Below are 22,974 nucleotides of genomic sequence, written 5' to 3'. Positions count from 1 at the left end.
GCCGCCGCGGCCGCTGACAAGGCCTGCGCCAGCATGACCACTTTGAAGACTCCGGAACTGCCGCGCGTCGGCATGGTGTCGCTCGGCTGCCCAAAGGCAACCGTGGACTCCGAGCACCTCCTGACCCGGCTGCGCGCCGAAGGCTACTCGATTTCCGGCAGCTACGACGACGCCGACCTGGTGGTGGTGAATACCTGCGGCTTCATCGATGCGGCGGTCGAGGAGTCGCTCGATGCGATCGGCGAGGCGCTGGCCGAGAACGGCAAGGTGATCGTCACCGGCTGCCTTGGTGCCAAGGACGATGTCGTCCTCGCCTCCCATCCACAGGTGCTGGCCGTGACCGGCCCGCATGCCACCGAGGAGGTGATGCATGCCGTGCACAAGTTTCTTCCTAAGCCCCACGATCCGTTCACCGATCTGGTGCCGCCGCAAGGCATCCGCCTGACGCCGCAGCATTACGCGTACCTGAAGATTTCCGAAGGCTGCAATCACCGCTGCTCCTTCTGCATCATTCCGTCGATGCGGGGCGATCTGCTCAGCCGGCCGATCCACGAGGTGATGCGCGAGGCCGAGGCTCTGGCCGATGCTGGGGTGAAGGAGATCCTGGTGATTTCGCAGGACACGTCCGCTTACGGCGTCGATATCAAGTATCGCACCGGTTTCTGGGGCGGACGGCCGGTGAAGACCCGCCTGGTGGACCTGGCCAGGGCCCTGGGCGAGCTCGGGATCTGGATTCGCATGCACTACGTGTACCCCTATCCGAGCGTAGATGAGCTGATTCCGCTGATGGCCGAGGGGCGCATCCTGCCGTACCTGGACGTGCCTTTCCAGCATGCCAGTCCGCGCATCCTGAAGGCGATGAAGCGGCCGGCGAATGCCGAGAACGTGCTCGAGCGTGTGCGCAAGTGGCGCAGCATCTGCCCCGATCTGACCATCCGCTCGACCTTCATCACCGGCTTCCCGGGGGAGACCGAGGAAGACTTCGAAATGCTGCTGAACTTCCTGGAGCAGGCCCAGCTCGATCGCGTCGGCGCGTTTGCCTATTCGCCGGTGGAAGGGGCGACAGCGAACGATCTGCCCGGCGCCGTCCCCGACGATATCCGCGAGGAGCGGCGGGCGCGGCTGATGGATTTCCAGGAGGATATTTCCACCCAGCGCCTCGAGGCGAAGATCGACCGCGAGATGACCGTGCTCGTGGATGAAGTCGACGAAGAGGGGGCGCTCGCACGTTCGCCGGGGGATGCGCCGGAAGTCGATGGGCTGGTGATCATCCCGGATGGCGAAGGCTTGGCGCCGGGCGATTTCGTCCGGGTGCGGATCACCGACTGTGACGTCCATGACCTTTACGCCGAACGCCTGGACTGAGCCTGACGCCTGAAACGGACCTGTGATGATGGAGTAGCGCATGAGCAAGGCCGTACCGAGTTCGGGGACCATCCCGGTAGCCGCGCGCAAGCATCACGCCCCGGTGGTTGGTGTCGCGCTCGGTAGCGGCGCGGCACGCGGCTGGGCGCATCTGGGGGTGTTGCGCGCGCTGGCGGCCGAAGGCATCGCCCCCGACGTGATCTGCGGCTGCTCGATCGGGGCGTTCGTCGGCGCCGCCGCCGCGTCCGGGGACCTCGACAAGCTCATCCGCTGGGCGGACGCGTTGAAATGGCAGGATGTCATGTCCCTGCTCGACGTTTCCCTGCGCGGCGGCTTGATCAAGGGCGAGCGCCTGATCGGGTTTTTCGAGCGCAACTTCACCGATCGCGACTTCTCCGAACTCGACCTGCGTTTTGCCTGCGTTGCCACCGAGTTGTCGACTGGACGCGAAATCTGGCTCCACGACGGCAGCGTGTCGGCGGCGGTGCGGGCCTCGATCGCGCTGCCCGGGCTGATGACGCCGGTCATGCACGACGGGCGCGTGCTCGTCGATGGCGGTCTGGTCAACCCGGTGCCGGTGTCGCTGTGCCGGGCGATGGGGGCGGACATCGTGATCGCCGTCGATCTCGGTTCGGATGTCGTCGGCCACGTAGCACGGCGCATCGTGCCGCAGCCGGCTGCGGAAGAGGGCGGCGAGGCGGGGTGGACGGAGCGCCTGTTCACCCGCTTCGCCTCTGCTGCCGGCGAGAGCCTGGCTCAGGCGCGGGCAGCCGCTTTTGCCGACGATGGCGGCCTGCCCTCGCTGATCTCGGTGATCAGTTCCAGCCTCAACATCATGCAGGTCCGGATCGCCCGCAGCCGTCTCGCGGGCGATCCCGCCGATGTGCTGATCGCCCCGCGGGTCGGACAGCTCGCCCTGATGGATTACCACCGTGCCGCCGAGGCGATCGCCGAAGGAGAAGCCGCTGTCGCCCGCATGCGTCCGCTGCTGCACGAAGTGATGGGGCGGGACGCGGACTGAGCGGTGGGAGGAATACGATGAACGAACTGCTCGCTGCACTGGTCCGCACGGCTGGCGCCGACCATGTGCTGACCGCGCCAGAGGACATGGCGCCGTTTCTGACCGACTGGCGAGGACGCTATCATGGCGCTGCCCTGGCGGTGGTGAAGCCGTCGACCACGGCGCAAGTGGCCGAAGTGGTTTCGGCCTGTGCCCAGGCGGGGGTGCCGATCGTGCCCCAGGGCGGCAATACCGGCCTGTGCGGTGGCGCGACTCCGCTGGCCGATGGCCGGGCAGTGGTGCTCGGCCTGTCCCGGCTCGACCGCATCCGGGCGCTCGACGCCGACAACGACACTCTCTGCGTCGATGCCGGCTGCACGCTGGCGGCGGTGCAGCAGGCGGCCGCTGCGGCCGGCCGCCTGTTCCCGCTGGCGCTGGCTTCCGAAGGCAGCTGCCTGATCGGGGGCAACCTGTCGACCAATGCCGGCGGGGTGCAGGTGCTGCGCTACGGAAATGCCCGTGAGCTCGTGCTCGGGCTGGAGGTGGTGCTGCCCGACGGGCGGGTGTGGAATGGCTTGCGCGGCCTGCGCAAGGACAACACTGGCTATGACCTGAAGCAGCTGTTCATCGGTGCTGAGGGAACGCTGGGGGTCATCACGGCGGCGGTGCTGAAGCTTTTTCCGGCGATCCGCTCGCGTGCCACCGCCTGGGTAGCCGTTCCTGATCCGCGGGCCGCTGTCCGCCTGCTCGGGCTGCTGAGGGGGGACTGCGGCGAGCGGGTCAGCGCTTTCGAGATCGTCGGGCGCAGCGCCCTCGAGCTCGTGCTCAAGCATATTCCCTCGGCCCGCAATCCTTTTTCCCAGCCCGCCCGATGGGCTGTTCTGGTCGAGTTGTCCGATGCCGCGGCCGATATCGGTCTGGAGACCATGTTGCAGGACGTGCTGAGTCTGGCCGCCGAGCAGGGACTGGTCGAAGATGCGGTGATTGCCGCGAGTCTTGCGCAGGCGCAGGCGCTGTGGACGCTGCGCGAAAGCATTTCGGAGGCGCAGCGCATCGAAGGGCTCAGCATCAAGCACGACATTGCCGTGCCGGTCAGCCGCATACCCGAATTCCTCGAACGGGCAGGCGCAGCGCTGCGCGCCGTATGGCCTGGGGTGCGCATCGTCGCCTTCGGCCATATTGGCGATGGCAACCTGCACTTCAATCTTTCCAGGCCGGCAGCCGAAGATAATGCCGTCTTTATCGAACGGACACCCGAAGCGAACCGGATCGTGCATGATCTGGTGGCCACCCTCGGTGGATCGATTTCAGCCGAGCACGGTCTTGGCCAGCTCAAGCGCGACGAAATCCTGCGCTACAAGTCGGTAGTCGAGCTGGATATGATGCGCGCGATCAAGCAGGCTTTCGACCCGCGAGGGCTGATGAACCCAGGCAAGCTGCTGGATACTGAACGCCCAGGTGCGGGGACGGACCCCGATGCTTGGATGACTTAAAAATAAAGCACGAAAGAGGTTTACAGAGGTATTGGTGGGTTCTATAATGCGCGCTCTTCGGTGACGGGGGTATAGCTCAGCTGGGAGAGCGCTTGCATGGCATGCAAGAGGTCAGCGGTTCGATCCCGCTTACCTCCACCAACCTGAAGGTTTGCAGTACGTAGTCCCCATCGTCTAGAGGCCTAGGACACCGCCCTTTCACGGCGATAACCGGGGTTCGAATCCCCGTGGGGACGCCAATTTCGGCTTGTCGGCTTCGGCTGGCAGGCGAAGCCGGCAGTGACGCCGGTGCAGGTCAGCGCGGAGTGGTAGTTCAGTCGGTTAGAATACCGGCCTGTCACGCCGGGGGTCGCGGGTTCGAGTCCCGTCCACTCCGCCAGTTTCAAGCAGGTTTTTTTGCCTGCTGCGCCCTGAAATTGAAGTGCCGGGGTGCTTGTGGTGGGCTTTGGTGCAAGCTATAATCGCCAGTTCGTTGTGGGGGTATAGCTCAGCTGGGAGAGCGCTTGCATGGCATGCAAGAGGTCAGCGGTTCGATCCCGCTTACCTCCACCAACCTGAAGGTTTGCAGTACGTAGTCCCCATCGTCTAGAGGCCTAGGACACCGCCCTTTCACGGCGATAACCGGGGTTCGAATCCCCGTGGGGACGCCAATTTCGGCTTGTCGGCTTCGGCTGGCAGGCGAAGCCGGCAGTGACGCCGGTGCAGGTCAGCGCGGAGTGGTAGTTCAGTCGGTTAGAATACCGGCCTGTCACGCCGGGGGTCGCGGGTTCGAGTCCCGTCCACTCCGCCACCAAAAAAGGAGCCTTCGGGCTCCTTTTTTCATGGTGAGCCCAGCACGCTGCCCCATGGGCGCGCGGGTCCGTTCTGGCGTTGCCGTTTTGCCGCTTCTGGGAGGCTGCCAGGTGGTGTCGATGTCTGCGATGGATTCTCTCAGTGACCGACGCCGTTCTCGCCCGAGTTCGACAGTTACGCTCGCAAGTGCTTGTTTTTGCTAGAGCGCACTTTCAAAAATGCCACTACAACAGCGCTAACTGCTCCGGCGCTGTTGGCTTTTCGATTCCTAATGCATGAAGCACCTCGTTCTGCTCCGTGCTGAGCGTCGACACTCCCGCCACCGGCTCGCCGCCGTTCAGCCGCACCCGGTGATGCTGGATGCGCTGTAGTTGCTCGAGCGCGCGCTCGGGCGTGTAACCCGCGTCGGTGGCCTTAAGTCGGCTACGCATGACCCGATGCAGGATCAGCGCCATGAAGCAGATCGACGCGTGCGCGCGAATCCGCTCGGGCAGGCGGTGATACACCGGGCCGATCTCGATCTCGGACTTGAGCACCTTGAAGCCGCGCTCGATGTCGGCGAGCGACTTGTAGCGCTGAATCACGTTCTGTGCGGACAGGCCCTCGGCGTTGGTGACCAGCAGCAGCTTGCCGTCCATCATTTCGGCAAGGCGCTTCGCCTTGTCGTCGATGTGGTAGCTGAACAGCTCCTCTGCCAGATCCACCTTGAGGATGCGCGACAGGTGCGCTTCGCTGACCGCGTGGTAGAAGCGCGCCTTGGCGCCGCTGTCCGAGAGCTTGCGACCCCGGTGCTTCACGCCTTCATCCTGCTCGGTGAGCTTGCCCGTCCATTGGTCCGCCTGGCGGGTCAGCGCGTCGATACGCTCGTTGCGCTGCTCGGTCTTGGTGGCCGCAGCCACCGGGTCGTGCGCGACCACCAGCCTCAGCTCGTTCCAGGCCTGCTCCGCGATCACTTCCTGCGTGGCGGTGGCGCACTGCTGCTCGTGGAAGGGTTCGAGCAGCTCGATGAACTCGTTGTAGCGCCGACCGGGCACGGCGACGATGAACTCGAGCGGCTTGCCGCTGGCCAGGCGCACGGCTTTCAGCGCCTCCAGATTGTCCAGGCTGAGCAGCCCCCGGTCAGCGACCAGCACCAGGCGCTGCACCGACGGGAAGCGCTCGAGCACCTTGGTGAGCGTGGGCAACAGGGTCCGGGTCTCGGCCGTGTTGCCGTCGAACACCTCGTGGTAGATCGGCAGCCCCTCGGCGGTCTGCACCACGCCGAGCATGAACTGGCGGGCGATCAGTCCTTCCTTGGCCATGCCGTACTGGCGCACGTCGCCAGCCTGCTGGCTGAGTCCTTCGCTACGGATCGTGGTGAGGTCGTAGAACACCACCGACAGATCCTGGTCGATCAGTGGGTGCAGCAGCCCGGCGATCACCGCATCGACCTCATCCTGGTGGTCCATCAGGGCATCGAGACTGCGCAGCAACTGCTGGTGCGTGACCGCCTTCGGCCCGAAGTCGGGCAGCGCCACCGTCTGTACCCAGCGCAGCACGCCGAGCTTGGATTCCGGATCGCACAGGCGGTTGAGCACCATCAGGCGGATCAGCGCTTCTACATCCGTGTTCCGGCGCGTGCGCCGGAACACCCGACGCAGCCCCGAGAACCCGAGCGACTTCCACAGCTCGGTCAGCGCCCACACGTTACCGAGCGAGCGCGCGGACTCGAACGACACCGTCGGCGCCGGTGGCTTGGCGCCCATCGGTTCGCGGCCGGTGACCTTGAGCAGGCCGTTGATCACCGCGTCGAGCGAACCATCGACCTGCTCGGCACGGCCGAGCGTGGCGACGGTGCGCTTCTTCACCCGTCCCGCCTCGTCGCGATAAGACTCGACAAGCTGGACGTAGCGGCGACCTCCGGAGGTGGTGAGCTTGACGTGCATGCCGCCACTTTACCCAGGCACAAGGCCTCGTTAAGTTTGAAGGTGGCTGTTACAAACGTGCCACCACAGCACTTTTGCGATCATGGCCTTGAAACCCGCGCCGGTGCTGAAGGCACTTTCCGAAAAGGGGCGAAATTCGGGGTGAAGTGTCGAACCCCGGTTCTCGGCGTCGGTGTGGTACGGAGAAGATGGGCGGCGGGCGTTGATGTGTGTCAAGTGCTGGTGCGAGCGGGCCTAATCCGATAAAGTGCCTGCCCATACGTACCGGTATGGAATGAGCGGCATTCCGCGCTGAGGTGCGCCGTCGATCAACTGGACAGGAGCGAAACGAGGATGACTATCGGCAAGATCGGGGTCGTTGGGGCGGGGACGATGGGAAATGGCATTACCCAGGCGTTCGCCGTTGCAGGGCAGGATGTGATCATGATGGATGTCGGACAGCCGCAAATTCAGCGCGGCCTGGATACCATCAGTGCCAGCCTGGAGCGGCTGGTCAGGAAGGACAAGATGAGTGCCGAGCAGAAGGCTGCGGCGATGGCCCGGATCGGTACCGCCAGTTCAGCATCGGCGCTGGCCGACTGTGATCTGGTGATCGAGGCTGCGACCGAAAATCTGGAACTCAAGCTCAAGATATTTGCCGATCTCGACCGCGTCATGAAGAGCGGGGCGATTCTCGCCAGCAACACCTCGTCGATTTCGATTACCAAGCTCGCTGCGGCGACTTCGCGCCCGGATCGGGTGATCGGCATGCACTTCTTCAACCCGGTGCCGATGATGGCATTGGTTGAACTCATTCGCGGGCTGCAGACGAGCGATCAGACCTATGCCGCAGTCGAAGCGGTGGCCAGGGCGATCGGCAAGACTCCGGTTCAGATCAAGAACAGCCCCGGATTTGTGGTGAACCGCATGTTGTGTCCGATGATCAACGAGGCGATTTTCGCCCTCGGCGAAGGTCTGGCCACGGCGGCCGAGATCGATGAGGCGATGAAGCTCGGCTGCAATCATCCGATCGGCCCGCTGGCGCTGGGTGACCTGATTGGCCTGGATGTCGAGCTGGCGGTGATGCAGGTGCTGTTCGAGGGCTTCAAGGATCCTAAATACCGTCCCGCTCCGCTGCTGGTGGAAATGGTGGAGGCCGGGTATCTCGGACGCAAGACAGGGAAGGGCTTTTACGACTACGGCCAGTGAGGGTGTAGCCGGAAGTGCCAAGAAAAACGCCATCGTATGACTGATGGCGTTTTTTGTTTTGCAGTGCCGGGCTTTCTAGCCGCGCCCCGAACGCATCGCGTCGAAGAACTCGGCATTGCCCTTGGTGGCCTTGATCTTGTCGAGGAGAAACTCCATCGCGTCGATGTCGTCCATGCCGTACAGCAACTTGCGCAGAATCCACACTTTCTGGAGCACGTCGGCCTTCAGCAGCAGTTCCTCGCGCCGGGTGCCGGAGCGGTTGACGTTGATCGCCGGGTAGACGCGCTTTTCTGCCATCCGCCGGTCGAGGTGGAGCTCCATGTTGCCGGTGCCCTTGAATTCCTCGTAGATCACGTCGTCCATGCGACTGCCAGTGTCGATCAGCGCGGTGGCGAGGATGGTCAGCGAGCCGCCTTCCTCGATGTTGCGTGCCGCACCGAAGAAGCGTTTCGGCTTTTGCAGTGCGTTGGCGTCCACGCCCCCGGTCAGGACCTTGCCGGAGGCCGGTACCACGGTGTTGTAGGCGCGGGCGAGGCGGGTCAGCGAGTCGAGCAGGATCACCACGTCGTACTTGTGCTCGGTCAGGCGCTTGGCCTTCTCGATCACCATTTCGGCGACCTGGACGTGACGGGTGGCGGGCTCGTCGAAGGTCGAGGCCACCACCTCGCCCTTGACCGAGCGCAGCATTTCGGTCACTTCTTCCGGGCGCTCGTCGATCAGCAGCACGATCAGCTTGACGTCCGGATGGTTCGTCGCGATCGCGTGGGCGATGTGCTGCAGCATGACCGTCTTGCCGCTCTTGGGCGGAGCGACGAGCAGGCCGCGCTGCCCTTTGCCGATCGGCGCGATCATGTCGATCACGCGGCTGGTGATGTTTTCCTCGCCGCGGATCTCGCGTTCGAGCTTCAGACACTCCTGCGGATGCAGCGGAGTCAGGTTCTCGAACAGGATCTTGCTCTTGCACTCTTCAGGCGGGCGGCCGTTGATGCGGTCGAGCTTGACCAGGGCGAAGTAGCGCTCACCATCCTTGGGCGTGCGGATCTCGCCTTCGATCGTGTCGCCGGTGCGCAGGTTGAACCGCCGGACCTGCGAGGGCGAGACGTAGATGTCGTCGGTCCCGGCGAGGTACGAGGTGTCAGGCGAGCGCAGGAAGCCGAAGCCGTCGGGCAGGACTTCGAGCGCGCCGTCACCATAGATCGGCTCGCCCTTCTTGGCCCGGTTCTTGAGCAGGGCGAAGACGAGTTCCTGTTTCCGCAGCCGGTTTGCGCCTTCGATCTCGTTTTCGACCGCCATCTGCAGCAATTCGCTGACATGGAGGGCCTTGAGCTCCGACAGATGGAGTCCGGGCCCGGCGGATTCACCGGATGAAGAAGCTGTTTCCTCGTACGTCCCTTCGACGTCGAAGAGTTCGTTTTCGGGCGGGGTGTTCTGGGGGAGATTACCGTCGCGGTTGCGCGTGCCACGGCGTCGGGCACGCGAAGAACCGCGAGAACGGGCCGGAGCCTGGTCCGGCTTAGATGTTGCTGTCAATGAAGGCGGTCAGTTGAGATTTGGAAAGGGCGCCCACTTTGGTCGCCTCGACATTGCCGCCCTTGAACAGCATCAGCGTCGGAATACCGCGGATGCCGTACTTGGCCGGAGTTTCCTGGTTTTCGTCGATGTTGAGCTTGGCGACCTTGAGCTTGCCGGCGTAATCTTTCGCGACGTCGTCAAGGATGGGGGCGATCATCTTGCACGGGCCGCACCATTCTGCCCAGTAATCGACCAGCACCGGGATCTGGGACTGCAGCACTTCGATTTCGAAGTTGCCGTCGGTCACATAATGAATATGCTCGCTCATGATTCCTCACGTCAGGGATAGCAGGTGTCAACGAGAGTCTGGGACTGTGCTCGCGGGGGTACTGCTCGGATGGGGGCGGAGTGGCGGAGAGCGCACACCGGGTGCGGAAGGCAGGCGCCTCCCTGAAGAAGTTCAGCAGGAAGTTATGCGAAGGCGGCAGTCGCGTCAAGGAAATTGACGGCCTCTCCCATTATTTGTTGCGCGGGACCGTGGCGAAAAAGCAAACGGCTGCACTATATTGCGGATTCGCTTCGCGCGCGAAGCGGGCGAACGCCATCCCCAAGGAGAAACATCATGGCTTACGTTGTGACCGAGAGCTGCATCCGCTGTAAATATACCGATTGTGTCGATGTCTGCCCGGTGGACTGCTTCCGGGAAGGGCCGAATTTCCTCGTCATCGATCCCGATGAGTGCATCGACTGTACCTTGTGCGTGGCCGAGTGCCCGGTCGAGGCCATCTTTGCCGAGGACGATGTGCCTCAGGATCAGCAACAGTTCATCGCCCTCAATGCCGAGCTTGCCAAGCAGTGGAAGCCGATCGTCGAACGCAAGGACGCGTTGCCCGATGCCGAGGATTGGTCGAAAGTAAAAGGCAAGCTCGGTGAGCTCAAGCGCTGAGACCCTGCAGTTGGCCGGGGTTTCGCTTTGCCTCGTCTGGCCAATGCACTAAGATGGCGCACAGTCGATTGTTCGGTAAACACGGAGTGCAAGGGGGCGTCATGCTGGTGAGCGAGATTCTCGCGATCAAGGGTAAGGTGCTGTTCACCATCGGGCCCGGCAGAAGTGTCGCGGAAGCGGTCGAAGTCATGAACGAGCAGGATGTTGGCTCGCTGGTGGTCTTTTCCGGCGGGCGGATGACGGGAATGCTGACCTTTCGCGAGGTGCTGCAGGCGGTGCAGCGCGGAGGAGCGGGCTGGCAGGCGCTCAGTGTCGAGGACGTGATGGTCCGGGACCCGTTTGCCGCCTCGCCGGACATGGAGATGGACGAGTTGCGCCGCTTGATGGTGGAGCACCATCAACGCTACCTGCCGGTCATGGACGGATATATCCTCCTTGGCGTGGTCAGCTTTCATGATGTCGCCAAGGCGGTGCTGGAAGAGCAAAGCTTCGAGAATCGCATGCTGAAGAACTACATCCGCAACTGGCCGGAAGCGGAAGAGGGCGAGCGACAGGGCGAGTGAGGGCGGATGCCCTCGGCGCGCCGCTGCTCCGCCGTCCCCGGCGGGTTTCGCCGCATCCCGGGCGCCTTCGCCGCTGCTTGCAGGATGCGGTGAACTGCGCGAAGGCAAAGAACGACGCAGGTTCTGCAAGGGTGCTGCGAAAGCGCGGGAGGTTGGTTGCCATCGGCCACTTCGCGAATTTTTCGCGGCGGGAGGGACGGGCGTGGACAAGATCTGGCTCAAAAGCTACCCGCCAGGCGTGCCGGACGAAATCGATGTCGACGAATTCCGTTCGCTGGGCGAACTTTTCGCCTGCAGCGTCGCGCGTTTTTCGGCCCAAACGGCGTATGTCTGCATGGGGCGTACGCTCACCTATGCCGAACTGGATGCCCGATCGGCCCGCTTCGCGGCGTATCTGCAGGGAGCGCTCGGTTTGCGCAAGGGCGCGCGCGTCGCCCTGATGATGCCGAACCTGCTGCAGTATCCGATCGCGATGTTCGGCGCGCTGCGCGGCGGATACACGGTGGTCAATGTCAATCCGCTTTACACCGCGCGGGAGCTGGCGCATCAACTCGCCGACTCGGGCGCCGAGGCGATCGTCATCCTCGAGAACTTCGCCCACACGCTCGAGCGGGTGCATGCGGACCTGACGTTGAAACAGGTGATCGTCACCAGCGTCGGCGAAATGCTCGGTTTTCCCAAAGGCGTAATCACCGATTTCGTCGTCCGGCGGATCAGGAGGATGGTTCCGGCGTGGCGTATCGATGGTGCGATCCGGTTCTCGCAGGCGCTGGCCCGGGGAGAGGCGCATCCGTTGCAGCCGGTCGATACCGGCCACGACGACATCGCCTATCTGCAGTACACCGGCGGCACCACCGGGGTGGCCAAAGGGGTGGTGCTGACGCACCGCAACATCATCGCCAATTTGCAGCAGGCGCACGCCTGGATCCGCCCTGTCGTGCGCGACGGCGAGGAAATCATCATCACCGCGCTGCCGCTCTATCACATCTTCTCCCTGACCGCGAACTGCCTCACTTTTTTCAAGATCGGTGCGACCAACGTGCTGATCCCCAATCCGCGCGACATTCCCGCCTTCGTCGGCGAACTCCGCCGCCACCGCTTCACGGTGATCACCGGCGTCAATACCCTGTTCAATGCCCTGCTCAACAGCCCCGATTTCGCCCGCCTCGATTTCTCCGCGCTGAAGATCACCCTGGGCGGGGGGATGGCGGTACAGCAGGCGGTGGCCGACAAATGGTTCCGGCTGACCGGCAAGGCCCTGGTCGAAGCCTACGGTCTGACCGAAACCTCGCCTGCGGTCACGATCAATCCGCTCGACATCGGGCGCTTCAACCACTCCATCGGCCTGCCGCTGCCTTCGACCGAAATCAGCATCCGCGACGACGACGACCAGGAGCAGCCGCCGGGGCAGCGTGGAGAGCTCTGCATCCGCGGCCCGCAGGTCACGCCGGGCTACTGGAACCGCCCGCAGGAAACCGCGCGCGCCTTCACCGCCGACGGCTATCTCCGCAGCGGAGACATCGCGGTGATCGACGAGAAGGGCTTCATCACCCTGGTCGACCGCAAGAAGGACATGGTCCTGGTGTCGGGCTTCAACGTGTACCCGAACGAGATCGAGGATGTCATCGCCAGCCTCCCCGGCGTGCTCGAAGTGGCGGCGGTCGGTGTGCCCGACGAGCATAGCGGCGAGGCGGTGAAGGTGTTCGTCGTGCGCAAGGATCCGGCCCTTACCGCCGAGGCGGTGATCGCCCACTGCCGGGCCAACCTGACCGGCTACAAGGTGCCGCGTCACGTGGAGTTCAGGACGGCGCTGCCCAAGAGCAATGTCGGCAAGGTTCTGCGCAGGGAACTGCGCGACAGCGCTTCGACGCCTGCAGCGAGCTGAGCATGCACGGACAACGTGCTTGTGCCCGGGAGGTTTTCATGATTAAACTGCGGTCACCGCTTCACTCACATTTTCCGCTTCGAGCCGCAATGTTCCCGTCCGCCTGTTCCTTCGCCCCGACCCGTACCGCAGCGGTAGTACGCGTAGTAGGCGTAGGCATGCGCGCGTCGTAACGGGACAGCTCACTCAGGCACAGCAGCAACACCAACCCCCGTCGGCGCACCAGGCCGGCGGGGGTTTTGCTTTTGTATCGCCGGTCGGGTCGCCACTTTCGCAGTCAAGGAGAAAGAGATGATGCAACTGACCGGCGCACAACTGATGGTGCGCCTTCTCGAGCGCCAGGGCGTGCGCACCATCGCCGGGATTCCCGGCGGCGCCATCCTGCCGTTTTACGATGCCCTCGCGGACAGTGCGCAGATCCGCCACGTGCTCGCCCGCCATGAACAGGGGGCGGGGTTCATCGCGCAGGGCATGGCGCGGGTGAGCGGAGTGCCGCAGGTGTGCGTCGCCTCCAGCGGTCCGGGTGCCACCAACCTCGTGACCGCGATTGCCGATGCCTGCCTCGACTCGATTCCGATGGTCGTCATCACCGGCCAGGTGCCGCAGGCGATGATCGGCACCGACGCCTTTCAGGAGGTGGATATCTACGGCATCACGGTGCCGGTGACCAAGCACAATTATCTGGTGCGCTCGGCCCACGAACTGCTGCAGGTGATCCCCGATGCGTTCCGCATCGCGATGTCGGGCCGCCCCGGGCCGGTGCTGATCGACGTTCCCAAGGATGTGCAGAACCAGCTCGTTGCGGTCGACGAACTGCCGCCGCCGGCGCTGCCCGGCGTGCCGCCGGCGCTCGACCTGGAGGCGGTCGAGGCGGCGGCGAAGAGGATCAATGACGCCGAGCGGCCGGTGCTGTACCTGGGCGGCGGCGTCATTCACGGCGCGGCCGCAGCGCTCGCGGTGCGCCTCGCCGAGCAGGCCGGGCTGCCGACGACGATGACGCTGATGGCGCTCGGTGCGATGCCGATGGACCATCCGCTGTCGCTCGGCATGCTGGGCATGCACGGTGCGCGCTACACCAACTTCGTGCTCGAAGAAGCCGACCTGCTGATCTGCCTCGGTGCGCGCTTCGACGACCGTGCGATTGGCCGCGCCGCGCAGTTCTGCCCGAACGCGAAGGTGGTGCATATCGACATCGACCGCTCCGAACTGCACAAGATCCGGAATGCCCATGTCGCCATTCACGCCGGTCTCGGCCCGGCGCTCGAAGCCCTGCTGCCGCGCATCAGGCCGGCCTTGCGCAAGCGCTGGCTGTCGCACGTGGAAAGCCTGAAGCTGCGGTTTCCGATGCGCCTGCCGGGGGTGGATGACGTGCGCAGCCACTACGGCCTGGTCCATGCCGTGGCCGCTGCGCTCGACGACCGCGCGATCATCGCCACCGATGTCGGCCAGCACCAGATGTGGGTTGCGCAGGCCTATCCCTTCCGCCGTTCGCGCCAGTGGCTGACTTCCGGCGGGCTGGGGACGATGGGCTTCGGCCTGCCGGCGGCGATCGGCGCGGCGTTGGCCGAACCCGAACGCACCGTGGTGTGCTTTACCGGCGACGGCAGCTTCAAGATGAACATCCAGGAACTGGCGACGCTGGCGGAGGAGGGGCTGAAGGTCAAGATCGTGCTGATGAACAACAACGCGCTTGGCCTGGTGCACCAGCAACAGCACTTTTTCTACGGCAAGCGCCTGTTCGCCTCGAAATACCGCGCCGCGCCTGATTTCGCCAAAATTGCCGAAGGTTTCGGCGTTGCCGCACTCGATCTGGACCAGGCCGACGACCCGCGTGCGGCCCTGGCCGGGGCCTTGCACGCGCCGGGGCCGTGCCTGATCCACGCCAGCATCGACTGCGAGCAGTTCGTCTACCCCATGGTGCCGCCGGGTGCGGCCAACACCGAAATGATCGGAGACTGATGATGATCGAACAGGTTGCCGACCCCCTGCCCCAGGCGGGCTATGCCAAAGTCGTCCTCGAGCTGGACGTGAACAACCATCCCGGGGTGATGAGCCACATCTGCAATCTCTTTGCCCGCCGTGCCTTCAACGTCGAGGGGATCCTGTGCATGCCGGTATCCGACGGCCGGCGCTCGCGCATCTGGCTGCTGGTGTTCGAGGACCTGCGCCTGGAGCAGATGGTTCGCCAGCTCGAAAAGCTCGAAGATGTCCTCACCGTGCGCCGGCACGGCACCGAGCACGAGGTGTTCGAACGGCTGGAGCGCTTTTTCCACTGACGGCGCGGGGTATGCCCGTTTCGTGTGCCGGCCGAAGAGAAGGGGCCGTGATAAACTCGGCCGCGTTCCTTCCCGACGTTTCCGCGCCGCCGCGCACGCCTTCCCCGGGATGGCGGCGGCGGCCTACAGGCGAGTCTTCTCATGTCCGGCAGCACTCTCGGCACGCTCTTCACCGTCACTTCATTTGGCGAATCCCACGGCCCGGCGATCGGTTGCGTGGTCGACGGCTGTCCGCCGGGGCTGGCGCTCGGCGCGGCCGACATCCAGGCCGAACTCGACCGGCGCAAGCCCGGCACCTCGCGCCATGTCACCCAGCGCCGCGAGCCGGACACGGTGGAAATCCTCTCCGGCGTGTTCGAGGGCGTCACCACGGGCACGCCGATTGCGCTCCTGATCCGCAACCAGGACCAGCGTTCGCACGACTACGGCAACATCGCCGACACGTTCCGTCCCGGCCATGCGGACTATGCCTACCAGCAGAAATATGGGCTGCGCGACTACCGTGGCGGCGGCCGGGCGTCGGCGCGCGAGACCGCAGTCCGGGTTGCCGCCGGCGCGATCGCGCGCAAATGGCTGCGCGAGCGCTACGGCATCGAGATCCGCGCCTGCATGAGCGCGCTCGGGCCGATCGAGATCCCCTTCGTGTCCTGGGACGAAGTCGCCGGCAATCCCTTCTTCGCCCCCAATGCCGCGATCGTGCCGCAGCTCGAAGCCTACATGGATGAGCTGCGCAAGTCGGGCGACTCGATCGGCGCCCGCATCGAGGTCGTCGCCAGCGGCGTGCCGGCGGGTTGGGGCGAGCCGGTGTACGACCGCCTCGATGCCGACATCGCCTGGGCGATGATGGGCATCAACGCGGTCAAGGGGGTCGAGATCGGCGCCGGCTTCCGCTCGGTGATCCAGCATGGCACCGAGCACAGCGACGAGATGACGCCCGCGGGCTTCCTTTCCAACCATGCCGGCGGCGTGCTCGGCGGGATTTCCACCGGGCAGGACATCCTCGCCAGCATCGCGATCAAGCCGACCTCCAGCATCCGCCTGGACCGGCGCTCGATCGATCGCGCCGGCAACCCGGTGATCGTCAACACCCACGGTCGCCACGACCCCTGCGTCGGCATCCGCGCCACCCCGATCGCCGAGGCGATGCTGGCGCTGGTGCTGATCGACCACGCGCTGCGCCACCGCGCCCAGTGCGGCGATGTCGCATCGGCCACGCCGCGGATCGCTGCGCTCGCGCCGCAGGGCAGCCAGCGCCTGCCTTCGCCACGCTGAAGCTGCCGCTGCGGCCCGCGCGCAGGCTTTCCGGGCCCGCCCGCAGCAGACGCCAGGAGCGCGGTGACAGCGGATGATGCCGCTGTGCCGCCGATCCGTGGGCACGGGCACGAGCCCGGAGCCGCTCCGCGCCGCTTCTCCATCCGGGTTCGAATGCAGTCTTGACGATGATTCCCTACTGGCGCCTGTCGGCGTACTACTTTTTCTACTTCGCCTTCGTCGGCGCGTTCTCGCCGTATTTCACCCTCTATCTGCAGTCGATCGCGCTCACCGCCACCGACATCGCCTTGCTGATGTCGCTGATGCAGCTGATGCGGGTGCTCGCCCCCAATCTGTGGGGCTGGCTGGCCGAACGCCTGGGGATGCGTCTGGCGATCGTGCGTCTGTCGGCGCTGGCGAGCCTGGCCGGGTTTTCGGTGTTCTTCATGACCACCGAGTTCGCCGGGCTGTTCGCGGCGATGGCGCTGATGGCTTTTTTCTGGAGCGCCGCCCTGCCGCTTGCCGAAGGGCTCACCTTCTCGCACCTGGGGGGCGATGGGCATCGCTACGGCAGCATCCGGGTCTGGGGCTCGGTCGGCTTCATCGTCGCCGTGCTCGCCCTCGGCCATCTGCTCGACCATGTGCCGATCGAGGCCGTGCTGTGGGCCACGGCCGCGATCCTGGGCGGTATCTTCGCCTGTGCGCTGGCCCTGCCCGAGGCCGAGCGTCCGCCGCTGCAGCACGAATCCGCTCGCCTGGGCGAGGTCCTGCGCCGTCCCCAGGTGCAGGCCCTGCTCGGCGCCTGCTTCCTGATGTCGGCGGCGCATGGTGCGCTGTACGTGTTCTACTCGATCTTTCTGGTCGAGCACGGCTACGGCAAGGCGCTGGTGGGCTGGATGTGGACGCTGGGCGTACTCGCCGAAATCGCCGTGTTCATGCTGATGCCGCGCATCATGAAGCGTTTCGCGCTGCGTTCGATCCTGCTCTTCGCCTTCGCCTGCGCGGTGCTTCGCTTCGTGATGATCGGCTGGGGGGCGGACAGCCTCGAGATCCTGCTGGTGGCGCAGCTGCTCCATGGTGCGACGTTCGGTGCCTACCATGCGGCGGCGATCGCGGTGGTGAACTTGTGGTTCCCGGGGCGGCTCCAATCCCGCGGGCAGGCGCTGTACGGGAGCTTGTCGTTCGGTGCCGGTGGCATGCTCGGCGGCCTGATCAGCGGTTACACCTGGGAAACGTTCGGCGCCGCATGGACCTACACTCTGGGTTCGGTTTTCGCGCTCGCCGGGTTGTTGTGGCTGTTGCTGGGCTGGCGCAGTGCCAGCGGGCACGATGCGAACGGTATCGAATGAGGAGAAGCTGGGGTGATGAAGAAGATGTTCGGGACGATGCTGCCGGCGCTGCTGGCGGCGACGATCACGGTGGCCTGCCAGACGGTGCAGACCACCGGCGGCGGTGCGGTCGGGGTGCAGCGTTCGCAGCTGATGATGGTGTCGGCGCAGGACGTGGAGCAGGCCTCGGTCCAGCAGTATCAGGAACTGCTCGCCGAGGCGCGGCGCAAGAACACCCTCAACCGCGACCCCGCCACGGTCCAGCGCGTGCGGCACATCGTCTCGCGGCTGACGGTGCAGACCCGGGCGTTCCGCCAGGATGCGCCGTCCTGGCAATGGGAAGTCAATGTTCTGTCATCCGACGAACTCAACGCCTGGTGCATGGCGGGAGGGAAGATGGCGATCAACACCGGTCTGATCGAGCGCCTGCGCCTGACCGACGACGAGATCGCGGCAGTGATGGGGCACGAGATCGCCCACGCGCTGCGCGAGCATGTGCGCGAACAGGTATCGAAATCGATGGCGACCGGGTTGGGGATTTCCGTGGCCGGGGCTTTGCTCGGCGTGGGGCAGGTAGGGCAGGAGCTGATGGGCACGGTGGCCAAGGTCACGTTCGAACTGCCCAACTCGCGCGAGCATGAAGTGGAGGCCGACCGTATCGGCGTCGAGCTGGCCGCGCGCGCGGGCTACGACCCCCGCGCCGCAGTGACGCTGTGGGACAAGATGGCGACCCGGTCGGCAGGGGCTCCGCCGCAGTGGCTGTCCACCCATCCTTCGCACGCCAACCGCCAGCGCGATCTTGCCGACTACGCCGCGCGGGTGATGCCGCTCTACCAGTCCGCCCGGCGCTGACCCGGATGTGCGATCGGCTGTTCAGTCTTGCGGGCTTTGTGAAATAATCTTCCTCTTTTGTTGACGTGGAATTCACCGGATGCAAGCGCAAACGCTGTACGAAAAGCTCTGGTCCAGTCATGTCGTCCACCAGGAAGCCGACGGCACGGCGCTGATCTACATCGACCGCCATCTGGTGCATGAGGTGACCAGCCCGCAGGCCTTCGAAGGGCTCAAGCTGGCCGGGCGCAAGCCGTGGCGGATCAGTTCCATCGTCGCCACCGCCGACCACAACACGCCCACCGACCACTGGGAGCAAGGCATCCAGGATCCGGTGTCGCGCCAGCAGGTCGAGACGCTCGATGCCAACATCCGCGCCGTCGGCTCGCTGGCCTACTTCCCGTTCAAGGACGCCCGCCAGGGCATCGTGCACGTGATCGGGCCGGAGAACGGCGCCACCCTGCCGGGCATGACCGTGGTCTGTGGCGACTCGCACACATCCACCCACGGCGCCTTCGCCTGTCTGGCGCACGGTATCGGCACCTCCGAGGTCGAGCACGTGCTCGCCACCCAGTGCCTGCTGCAGAAAAAGTCGAAGACCATGCTGGTGAAAGTCGACGGCGAACTCGGCCGCGGCGTCACCGCCAAGGACGTGGTGCTTGCCATCATCGGCCGGATCGGCACCGCCGGCGGCACCGGCTATGCGATCGAATTCGGCGGCAGCGCGATCCGCGCGCTGTCGATGGAAGGGCGGATGACGGTCTGCAACATGGCGATCGAGGCCGGTGCCCGCGCCGGCCTGGTCGGCGTCGATGAAACCACGATCGCCTACCTGAAGGATCGCCCCTTCTCGCCGCAGGGCGAAACCTGGGACAAGGCCGTGGCCTACTGGTGCACGCTGAAGAGCGACGACGGGGCGCAGTTCGACAAGGTCGTCGAGCTGCGGGCCGAGGACATCCAGCCCCAGGTCACCTGGGGAACCTCGCCGGAAATGGTCACTTCCATCGACGGGTGCGTCCCCGACCCCGCCGCGGTCGCCGACCCGGTGCGCCGCGAGGGCATCGAGCGCGCGCTGAAATACATGGGACTGGCCCCGAACACGCCGATCACCGAGATCGCCGTTGATCAGGTCTTCATCGGCTCGTGCACCAACTCGCGCATCGAAGACCTGCGTGAAGCGGCCGCAGTGGCGAAAGGGCGCAGCAAGGCGGCCAGCGTCCGCCGCGTACTGGTGGTGCCGGGCTCGGGCCTGGTCAAGCGCCAGGCCGAAGCGGAAGGCCTGCACGAGATCTTTCTCGCCGCCGGCTTCGAGTGGCGCGAACCGGGCTGTTCGATGTGCCTGGCGATGAACGCCGACCGCTTGGAACCGGGCGAGCGCTGCGCCTCGACCTCGAACCGCAACTTCGAAGGCCGTCAGGGCGCGGGCGGGCGGACCCACCTGGTGAGCCCGGCGATGGCGGCGGCCGCTGCGGTGGCCGGGCGCTTCACCGACGTGCGCACGCTGGCCTGAGCACCGCATCCGGATTCCGGAGAATGCCATGAACAAACTCGCACTGATCGCCGCTGCGCTCGTCGCCGGCTTCGTCTCCATCGCCTGCAACACCGTGCAGGGCGTCGGCAAGGACATCGAAAAGGGTGGCGAGGCCATCCAGAGGGCAGTCAAGTAATGAAACCGTTCACCACGCTCGACGGCCTGGTCGCGCCGCTCGACCGCGCCAACGTCGATACCGACGCGATCATCCCCAAGCAGTTCCTGAAGTCGATCAAGCGCAGCGGCTTCGGCCCCAACGCCTTCGACGAATGGCGCTACCTCGACGTCGGCGAGCCCGGCCAGGACTGCAGCGCGCGCCCGCTGAATCCGGACTTCGTGCTCAACCAGGCGCGCTACCAGGGCGCGCAGATCCTGCTCACGCGCGACAACTTCGGCTGCGGCAGCTCGCGCGAGCACGCGCCGTGGGCGCTCGAAGACTACGGTTTCCGTGTCCTGATCGGACCCAGCTTCGCCGACATCTTCTTCAACAACAGCTTCAAGAACGGCCTCTTGCCGGTCAAGCTCGAGGCCGCCGAGGTCGACGCGCTGTTCTGCCAGTGCGAGGCCAGCGCGGGCTATCGCCTCAAGGTTGATCTCGCCGCGCAGACCATCACCCGCCCCGACGGCAAGTCGATTCCCTTCGATATCGATCCCTTCCGCAAGGAATGCCTGCTCAACGGCTGGGACGACATCGGCCTCACGCTGCGCCACGCCGACAAGATCCGCGCCTTCGAAGAGCGGCGTCGCGCCGAACACCCCTATTACTTTGCCTGAACCAAGGAAAACGACTCGATGAAAATTTGCGTGCTGCCGGGTGACGGCATCGGCCCCGAGATCATGGCGCAGGCCGTGCGCGTGCTCGACGCGCTCGACCTGAAGCTGGAAATGGAAGAGGCTCTGCTCGGCGGCTGTGCGGTGGACGCCACCGGCAATCCGTATCCGGAAGCGACCCGCAAGCTCGCACGCGCGGCCGACGCGGTGCTGCTCGGCGCCGTCGGCGGCCCGAAGTGGGACGCCCTGCCGCGCGAGCAGCGCCCGGAGCGCGGGCTGCTCGGCATCCGCAAGGATCTGAACCTGTTCGCCAACCTGCGCCCGGCGATCCTGTATCCGGAGCTTGCCAACGCCTCCTCGCTCAAGCCCGAGATCGTCGCCGGCCTGGACATCCTGATCGTGCGCGAGCTGACCGGCGACATCTACTTCGGCCAGCCGCGCGGCATCGAGACGCGCGAGGTCGAGGGCACGCCGCAGCGCGTGGGCTGGAACACGATGATCTACGCCGAGTACGAGATCCGCCGCATCCTCAAGGTCGCGTTCGAGGCGGCGCAAAAGCGCGGCAAGAAGCTGTGCTCGGTCGACAAGATGAACGTGCTCGAGTGCACCCAGCTGTGGCGCGACATCGCCGACGAGATGGCGAACGACTACCCCGAGGTCGAGCTCAGCCACATGCTGGTCGACAATGCCGCGATGCAGCTCGTGCGTGCGCCCAAGCAGTTCGACGTGATGGTCACCGGCAACATGTTCGGCGACATCCTGTCGGACGAGGCCTCGATGCTCACCGGTTCGATCGGGATGCTGCCCTCGGCCTCGCTCGACGCCGACAACAAGGGCCTGTACGAGCCTTCGCACGGCTCGGCGCCCGATATCGCTGGCAAGAACCTCGCCAACCCGCTCGCCACCATCCTGTCGGCGGCGATGATGCTGCGCTATACCTTCAATCAGGAAGCGGCCGCGCAGCGCGTCGAGAACGCGGTCAAGAAGGTGCTCGCCCAGGGCTATCGCACCGGCGATATTTTCGAGCCGGGCACCAACAAGGTCGGTACGCGCGAGATGGGCGACGCGGTGCTCGCGGCACTGTAAGCTGTCGTACCTGCAAAGGTTTTTCGAAGAACGTTTCTGTAGAGAGTGATGAACATGAATCGAGTCGGTCTGGTCGGCTGGCGTGGCATGGTCGGTTCCGTGCTGATGCAGCGCATGGTGGAAGAGGGCGACTTCGCCTTCATCGAGCCGGTGTATTTCTCCACCTCCAACGCCGGCGGCAAGGCGCCGTCCTTCGGCGGCAAGGAAGCGGCGTCGCCGCTGCAGGACGCGACCGACATCGACGCGCTCAAGGCCTGCGACATCGTCATCACCTGCCAGGGCGGTGACTACACCAAGGAAGTCTTCCCCAGGCTGCGCGCCACCGGCTGGAACGGCCACTGGATCGACGCCGCATCCGCGCTGCGCATGAACGACGACGCGGTGATCATCCTCGACCCGGTCAACCGCAACGTCATCGACGCCGCGCTCGCCAAGGGCGGGCGCAACTGGATCGGCGGCAACTGCACCGTGTCGCTGATGCTGATGGGCCTCGGCGGCCTGTTCCGCCACGGCCTGGTGGAGTGGATCTCGGCGATGACCTACCAGGCCGCTTCGGGCGCCGGCGCGCAGAACATGCGCGAACTCATCAGCCAGATGGGCACGATCCACGACTCGGTCAAGGACCTGCTCGCCGACCCGGCCTCGGCGATCCTCGAGATCGACCGCAAGGTCGCCGCGACCATGCGCTCGGACGCCTTCCCGAAGAAGAACTTCCGCAACACCCCGCTCGCCGGCAGCCTGATTCCGTGGATCGACGTCCCGGTCGAGCACGGCCAGAGCAAGGAAGAGTGGAAGGGCGGCGCCGAGTGCAACAAGATCCTCGGCAACCCGGCCTTCCGCAGCCCGGGCGCGATCCCGATCGACGGCCTGTGCGTGCGTATCGGCGCGATGCGCTGCCATTCGCAGGCGCTGACGATCAAGCTCAACAAGGACGTGCCGCTCGACGAGCTCAGCGAGATCATCGCCGGCGGCAATCAATGGGTGAAGGTCGTGCCCAACGAGCGCGAGATCACCGAGCGCGAACTCACCCCGACCGCGGTCACCGGCACGCTGACCGTCCCGGTCGGGCGCCTGCACAAGATGGCGATGGGCCCCGAGTACCTCGGCGCCTTCACCGTCGGCGACCAGCTGCTGTGGGGCGCCGCCGAGCCGCTGCGCCGGATGCTGCGCATCCTGCTCGAACGCTGAGCGTTCTTCCATCGAGAAGATCAAAAAGGGGGGCGAAAGCCCC

Annotated in this window: 20 protein-coding genes and 6 tRNA genes; 23 read left to right on the top strand and 3 right to left on the bottom strand. The window is 65.2% G+C overall.

From position 1 onward, the window contains the following. Positions 1-33: 33 nt before the first annotated feature. The 9 genes from rimO to Tchl_RS17030 all read left to right on the top strand — a co-directional run bounded on the left by rimO (position 34) and on the right by Tchl_RS17030 (position 4,648). Positions 34-1,365 (top strand): 30S ribosomal protein S12 methylthiotransferase RimO, encoded by a 1,332-nt coding sequence (rimO, locus tag Tchl_RS17070; RefSeq protein WP_075149427.1) that lies wholly within the window; start codon positions 34-36, stop codon positions 1,363-1,365. Positions 1,366-1,405: 40 nt separating this feature from the next. Continuing rightward, positions 1,406-2,386, top strand: coding sequence for a patatin-like phospholipase RssA (gene rssA, locus Tchl_RS17065; protein ID WP_075149426.1), 981 nt, complete (start codon positions 1,406-1,408; stop codon positions 2,384-2,386). A 17-nt stretch (positions 2,387-2,403) separates the two neighbouring features. Further along, positions 2,404-3,858: an FAD-binding oxidoreductase gene (locus Tchl_RS17060; protein ID WP_075149425.1), complete on the top strand. Its 1,455-nt coding sequence runs from the start codon at positions 2,404-2,406 to the stop codon at positions 3,856-3,858. Positions 3,859-3,923: 65 nt separating this feature from the next. After that, positions 3,924-3,999 (top strand) — tRNA-Ala (locus Tchl_RS17055). Positions 4,000-4,021: 22 nt separating this feature from the next. Further along, a tRNA-Glu gene (locus Tchl_RS17050) sits at positions 4,022-4,097 on the top strand. Positions 4,098-4,160: 63 nt separating this feature from the next. Beyond that, positions 4,161-4,237 (top strand) — tRNA-Asp (locus Tchl_RS17045). Between the two features lie 97 nt (positions 4,238-4,334). Beyond that, positions 4,335-4,410 (top strand) — tRNA-Ala (locus tag Tchl_RS17040). Positions 4,411-4,432: 22 nt separating this feature from the next. Further along, positions 4,433-4,508 (top strand) — tRNA-Glu (locus Tchl_RS17035). Between the two features lie 63 nt (positions 4,509-4,571). Continuing rightward, a tRNA-Asp gene (locus tag Tchl_RS17030) sits at positions 4,572-4,648 on the top strand. 226 nt (positions 4,649-4,874) lie between these two features. On the opposite strand, the gene Tchl_RS17025 is transcribed toward Tchl_RS17030, so the two are convergent. Beyond that, complete coding sequence (locus Tchl_RS17025) at positions 4,875-6,575, bottom strand: IS1634 family transposase (protein ID WP_075149424.1); 1,701 nt, start codon at positions 6,573-6,575, stop codon at positions 4,875-4,877. Between the two features lie 333 nt (positions 6,576-6,908). Between Tchl_RS17025 and Tchl_RS17020 the strand changes: the two genes are divergently transcribed. Next, positions 6,909-7,763, top strand: coding sequence for a 3-hydroxybutyryl-CoA dehydrogenase (locus Tchl_RS17020; protein ID WP_075149423.1), 855 nt, complete (start codon positions 6,909-6,911; stop codon positions 7,761-7,763). 75 nt (positions 7,764-7,838) lie between these two features. On the opposite strand, the gene rho is transcribed toward Tchl_RS17020, so the two are convergent. Next, positions 7,839-9,098: a transcription termination factor Rho gene (rho, locus tag Tchl_RS17015; protein WP_268810516.1), complete on the bottom strand. Its 1,260-nt coding sequence runs from the start codon at positions 9,096-9,098 to the stop codon at positions 7,839-7,841. A 178-nt stretch (positions 9,099-9,276) separates the two neighbouring features. Further along, positions 9,277-9,603: a thioredoxin TrxA gene (trxA, locus tag Tchl_RS17010; protein ID WP_075149421.1), complete on the bottom strand. Its 327-nt coding sequence runs from the start codon at positions 9,601-9,603 to the stop codon at positions 9,277-9,279. 294 nt (positions 9,604-9,897) lie between these two features. Here trxA and fdxA point away from each other — a divergent pair, with 294 nt between their 5' ends. The 13 genes from fdxA to asd all read left to right on the top strand — a co-directional run bounded on the left by fdxA (position 9,898) and on the right by asd (position 22,931). Beyond that, the gene (fdxA, locus tag Tchl_RS17005; RefSeq protein ID WP_075149420.1) at positions 9,898-10,221 is read left to right on the top strand and encodes a ferredoxin FdxA; all 324 of its coding nucleotides are present in this window, start codon (positions 9,898-9,900) and stop codon (positions 10,219-10,221) included. A gap of 101 nt (positions 10,222-10,322) precedes the next feature. Then, positions 10,323-10,784, top strand: coding sequence for a CBS domain-containing protein (locus Tchl_RS17000; RefSeq protein WP_075149419.1), 462 nt, complete (start codon positions 10,323-10,325; stop codon positions 10,782-10,784). A gap of 202 nt (positions 10,785-10,986) precedes the next feature. Further along, positions 10,987-12,669 carry a long-chain-fatty-acid--CoA ligase gene (locus Tchl_RS16995; protein WP_075149418.1) on the top strand — a complete coding sequence of 561 codons (1,683 nt, stop codon included), beginning with the start codon at positions 10,987-10,989 and terminating at the stop codon, positions 12,667-12,669. 291 nt (positions 12,670-12,960) lie between these two features. Further along, on the top strand, positions 12,961-14,628 hold the full coding sequence (gene ilvB / locus Tchl_RS16990) for an acetolactate synthase large subunit (RefSeq protein ID WP_075149417.1): 1,668 nt from the start codon (positions 12,961-12,963) through the stop codon (positions 14,626-14,628). After that, entirely contained in the window at positions 14,628-14,945 is a 318-nt protein-coding gene (gene ilvN, locus Tchl_RS16985) for an acetolactate synthase small subunit (protein ID WP_075149416.1), read from the top strand. Before ilvB ends, ilvN begins: the two co-directional genes overlap by 1 nt. Positions 14,946-15,086: 141 nt before the next feature. Continuing rightward, positions 15,087-16,217 (top strand): chorismate synthase, encoded by a 1,131-nt coding sequence (gene aroC / locus Tchl_RS16980; protein WP_075149415.1) that lies wholly within the window; start codon positions 15,087-15,089, stop codon positions 16,215-16,217. 167 nt (positions 16,218-16,384) lie between these two features. Then, complete coding sequence (locus tag Tchl_RS16975) at positions 16,385-17,545, top strand: MFS transporter (RefSeq protein ID WP_075149414.1); 1,161 nt, start codon at positions 16,385-16,387, stop codon at positions 17,543-17,545. Positions 17,546-17,560: 15 nt separating this feature from the next. Beyond that, entirely contained in the window at positions 17,561-18,376 is an 816-nt protein-coding gene (locus Tchl_RS16970) for a M48 family metallopeptidase (protein ID WP_075149413.1), read from the top strand. Between the two features lie 79 nt (positions 18,377-18,455). Beyond that, positions 18,456-19,865 carry a 3-isopropylmalate dehydratase large subunit gene (leuC, locus tag Tchl_RS16965; protein ID WP_075149412.1) on the top strand — a complete coding sequence of 470 codons (1,410 nt, stop codon included), beginning with the start codon at positions 18,456-18,458 and terminating at the stop codon, positions 19,863-19,865. Between the two features lie 28 nt (positions 19,866-19,893). Next, a complete protein-coding gene (locus tag Tchl_RS16960) occupies positions 19,894-20,022 on the top strand; it encodes an entericidin A/B family lipoprotein (RefSeq protein ID WP_075149411.1) in 129 nt (42 codons plus the stop codon). Next, positions 20,022-20,660: a 3-isopropylmalate dehydratase small subunit gene (gene leuD / locus Tchl_RS16955; RefSeq protein WP_075149410.1), complete on the top strand. Its 639-nt coding sequence runs from the start codon at positions 20,022-20,024 to the stop codon at positions 20,658-20,660. The genes Tchl_RS16960 and leuD overlap by 1 nt, the downstream gene beginning before the upstream one ends. A gap of 18 nt (positions 20,661-20,678) precedes the next feature. After that, the gene (leuB, locus tag Tchl_RS16950) at positions 20,679-21,743 is read left to right on the top strand and encodes a 3-isopropylmalate dehydrogenase (protein WP_075149409.1); all 1,065 of its coding nucleotides are present in this window, start codon (positions 20,679-20,681) and stop codon (positions 21,741-21,743) included. Positions 21,744-21,797: 54 nt separating this feature from the next. Beyond that, on the top strand, positions 21,798-22,931 hold the full coding sequence (gene asd / locus Tchl_RS16945) for an aspartate-semialdehyde dehydrogenase (RefSeq protein WP_075149408.1): 1,134 nt from the start codon (positions 21,798-21,800) through the stop codon (positions 22,929-22,931). The last annotated feature ends 43 nt before the right edge of the window (positions 22,932-22,974 follow it).

The sequence above is a fragment of the Thauera chlorobenzoica genome (assembly GCF_001922305.1).
Lineage (GTDB): Bacteria > Pseudomonadota > Gammaproteobacteria > Burkholderiales > Rhodocyclaceae > Thauera > Thauera chlorobenzoica.
The sequence above is the reverse complement of the archived record's forward strand: the minus strand, read 5'-3'. Positions and strand labels throughout refer to the sequence as shown.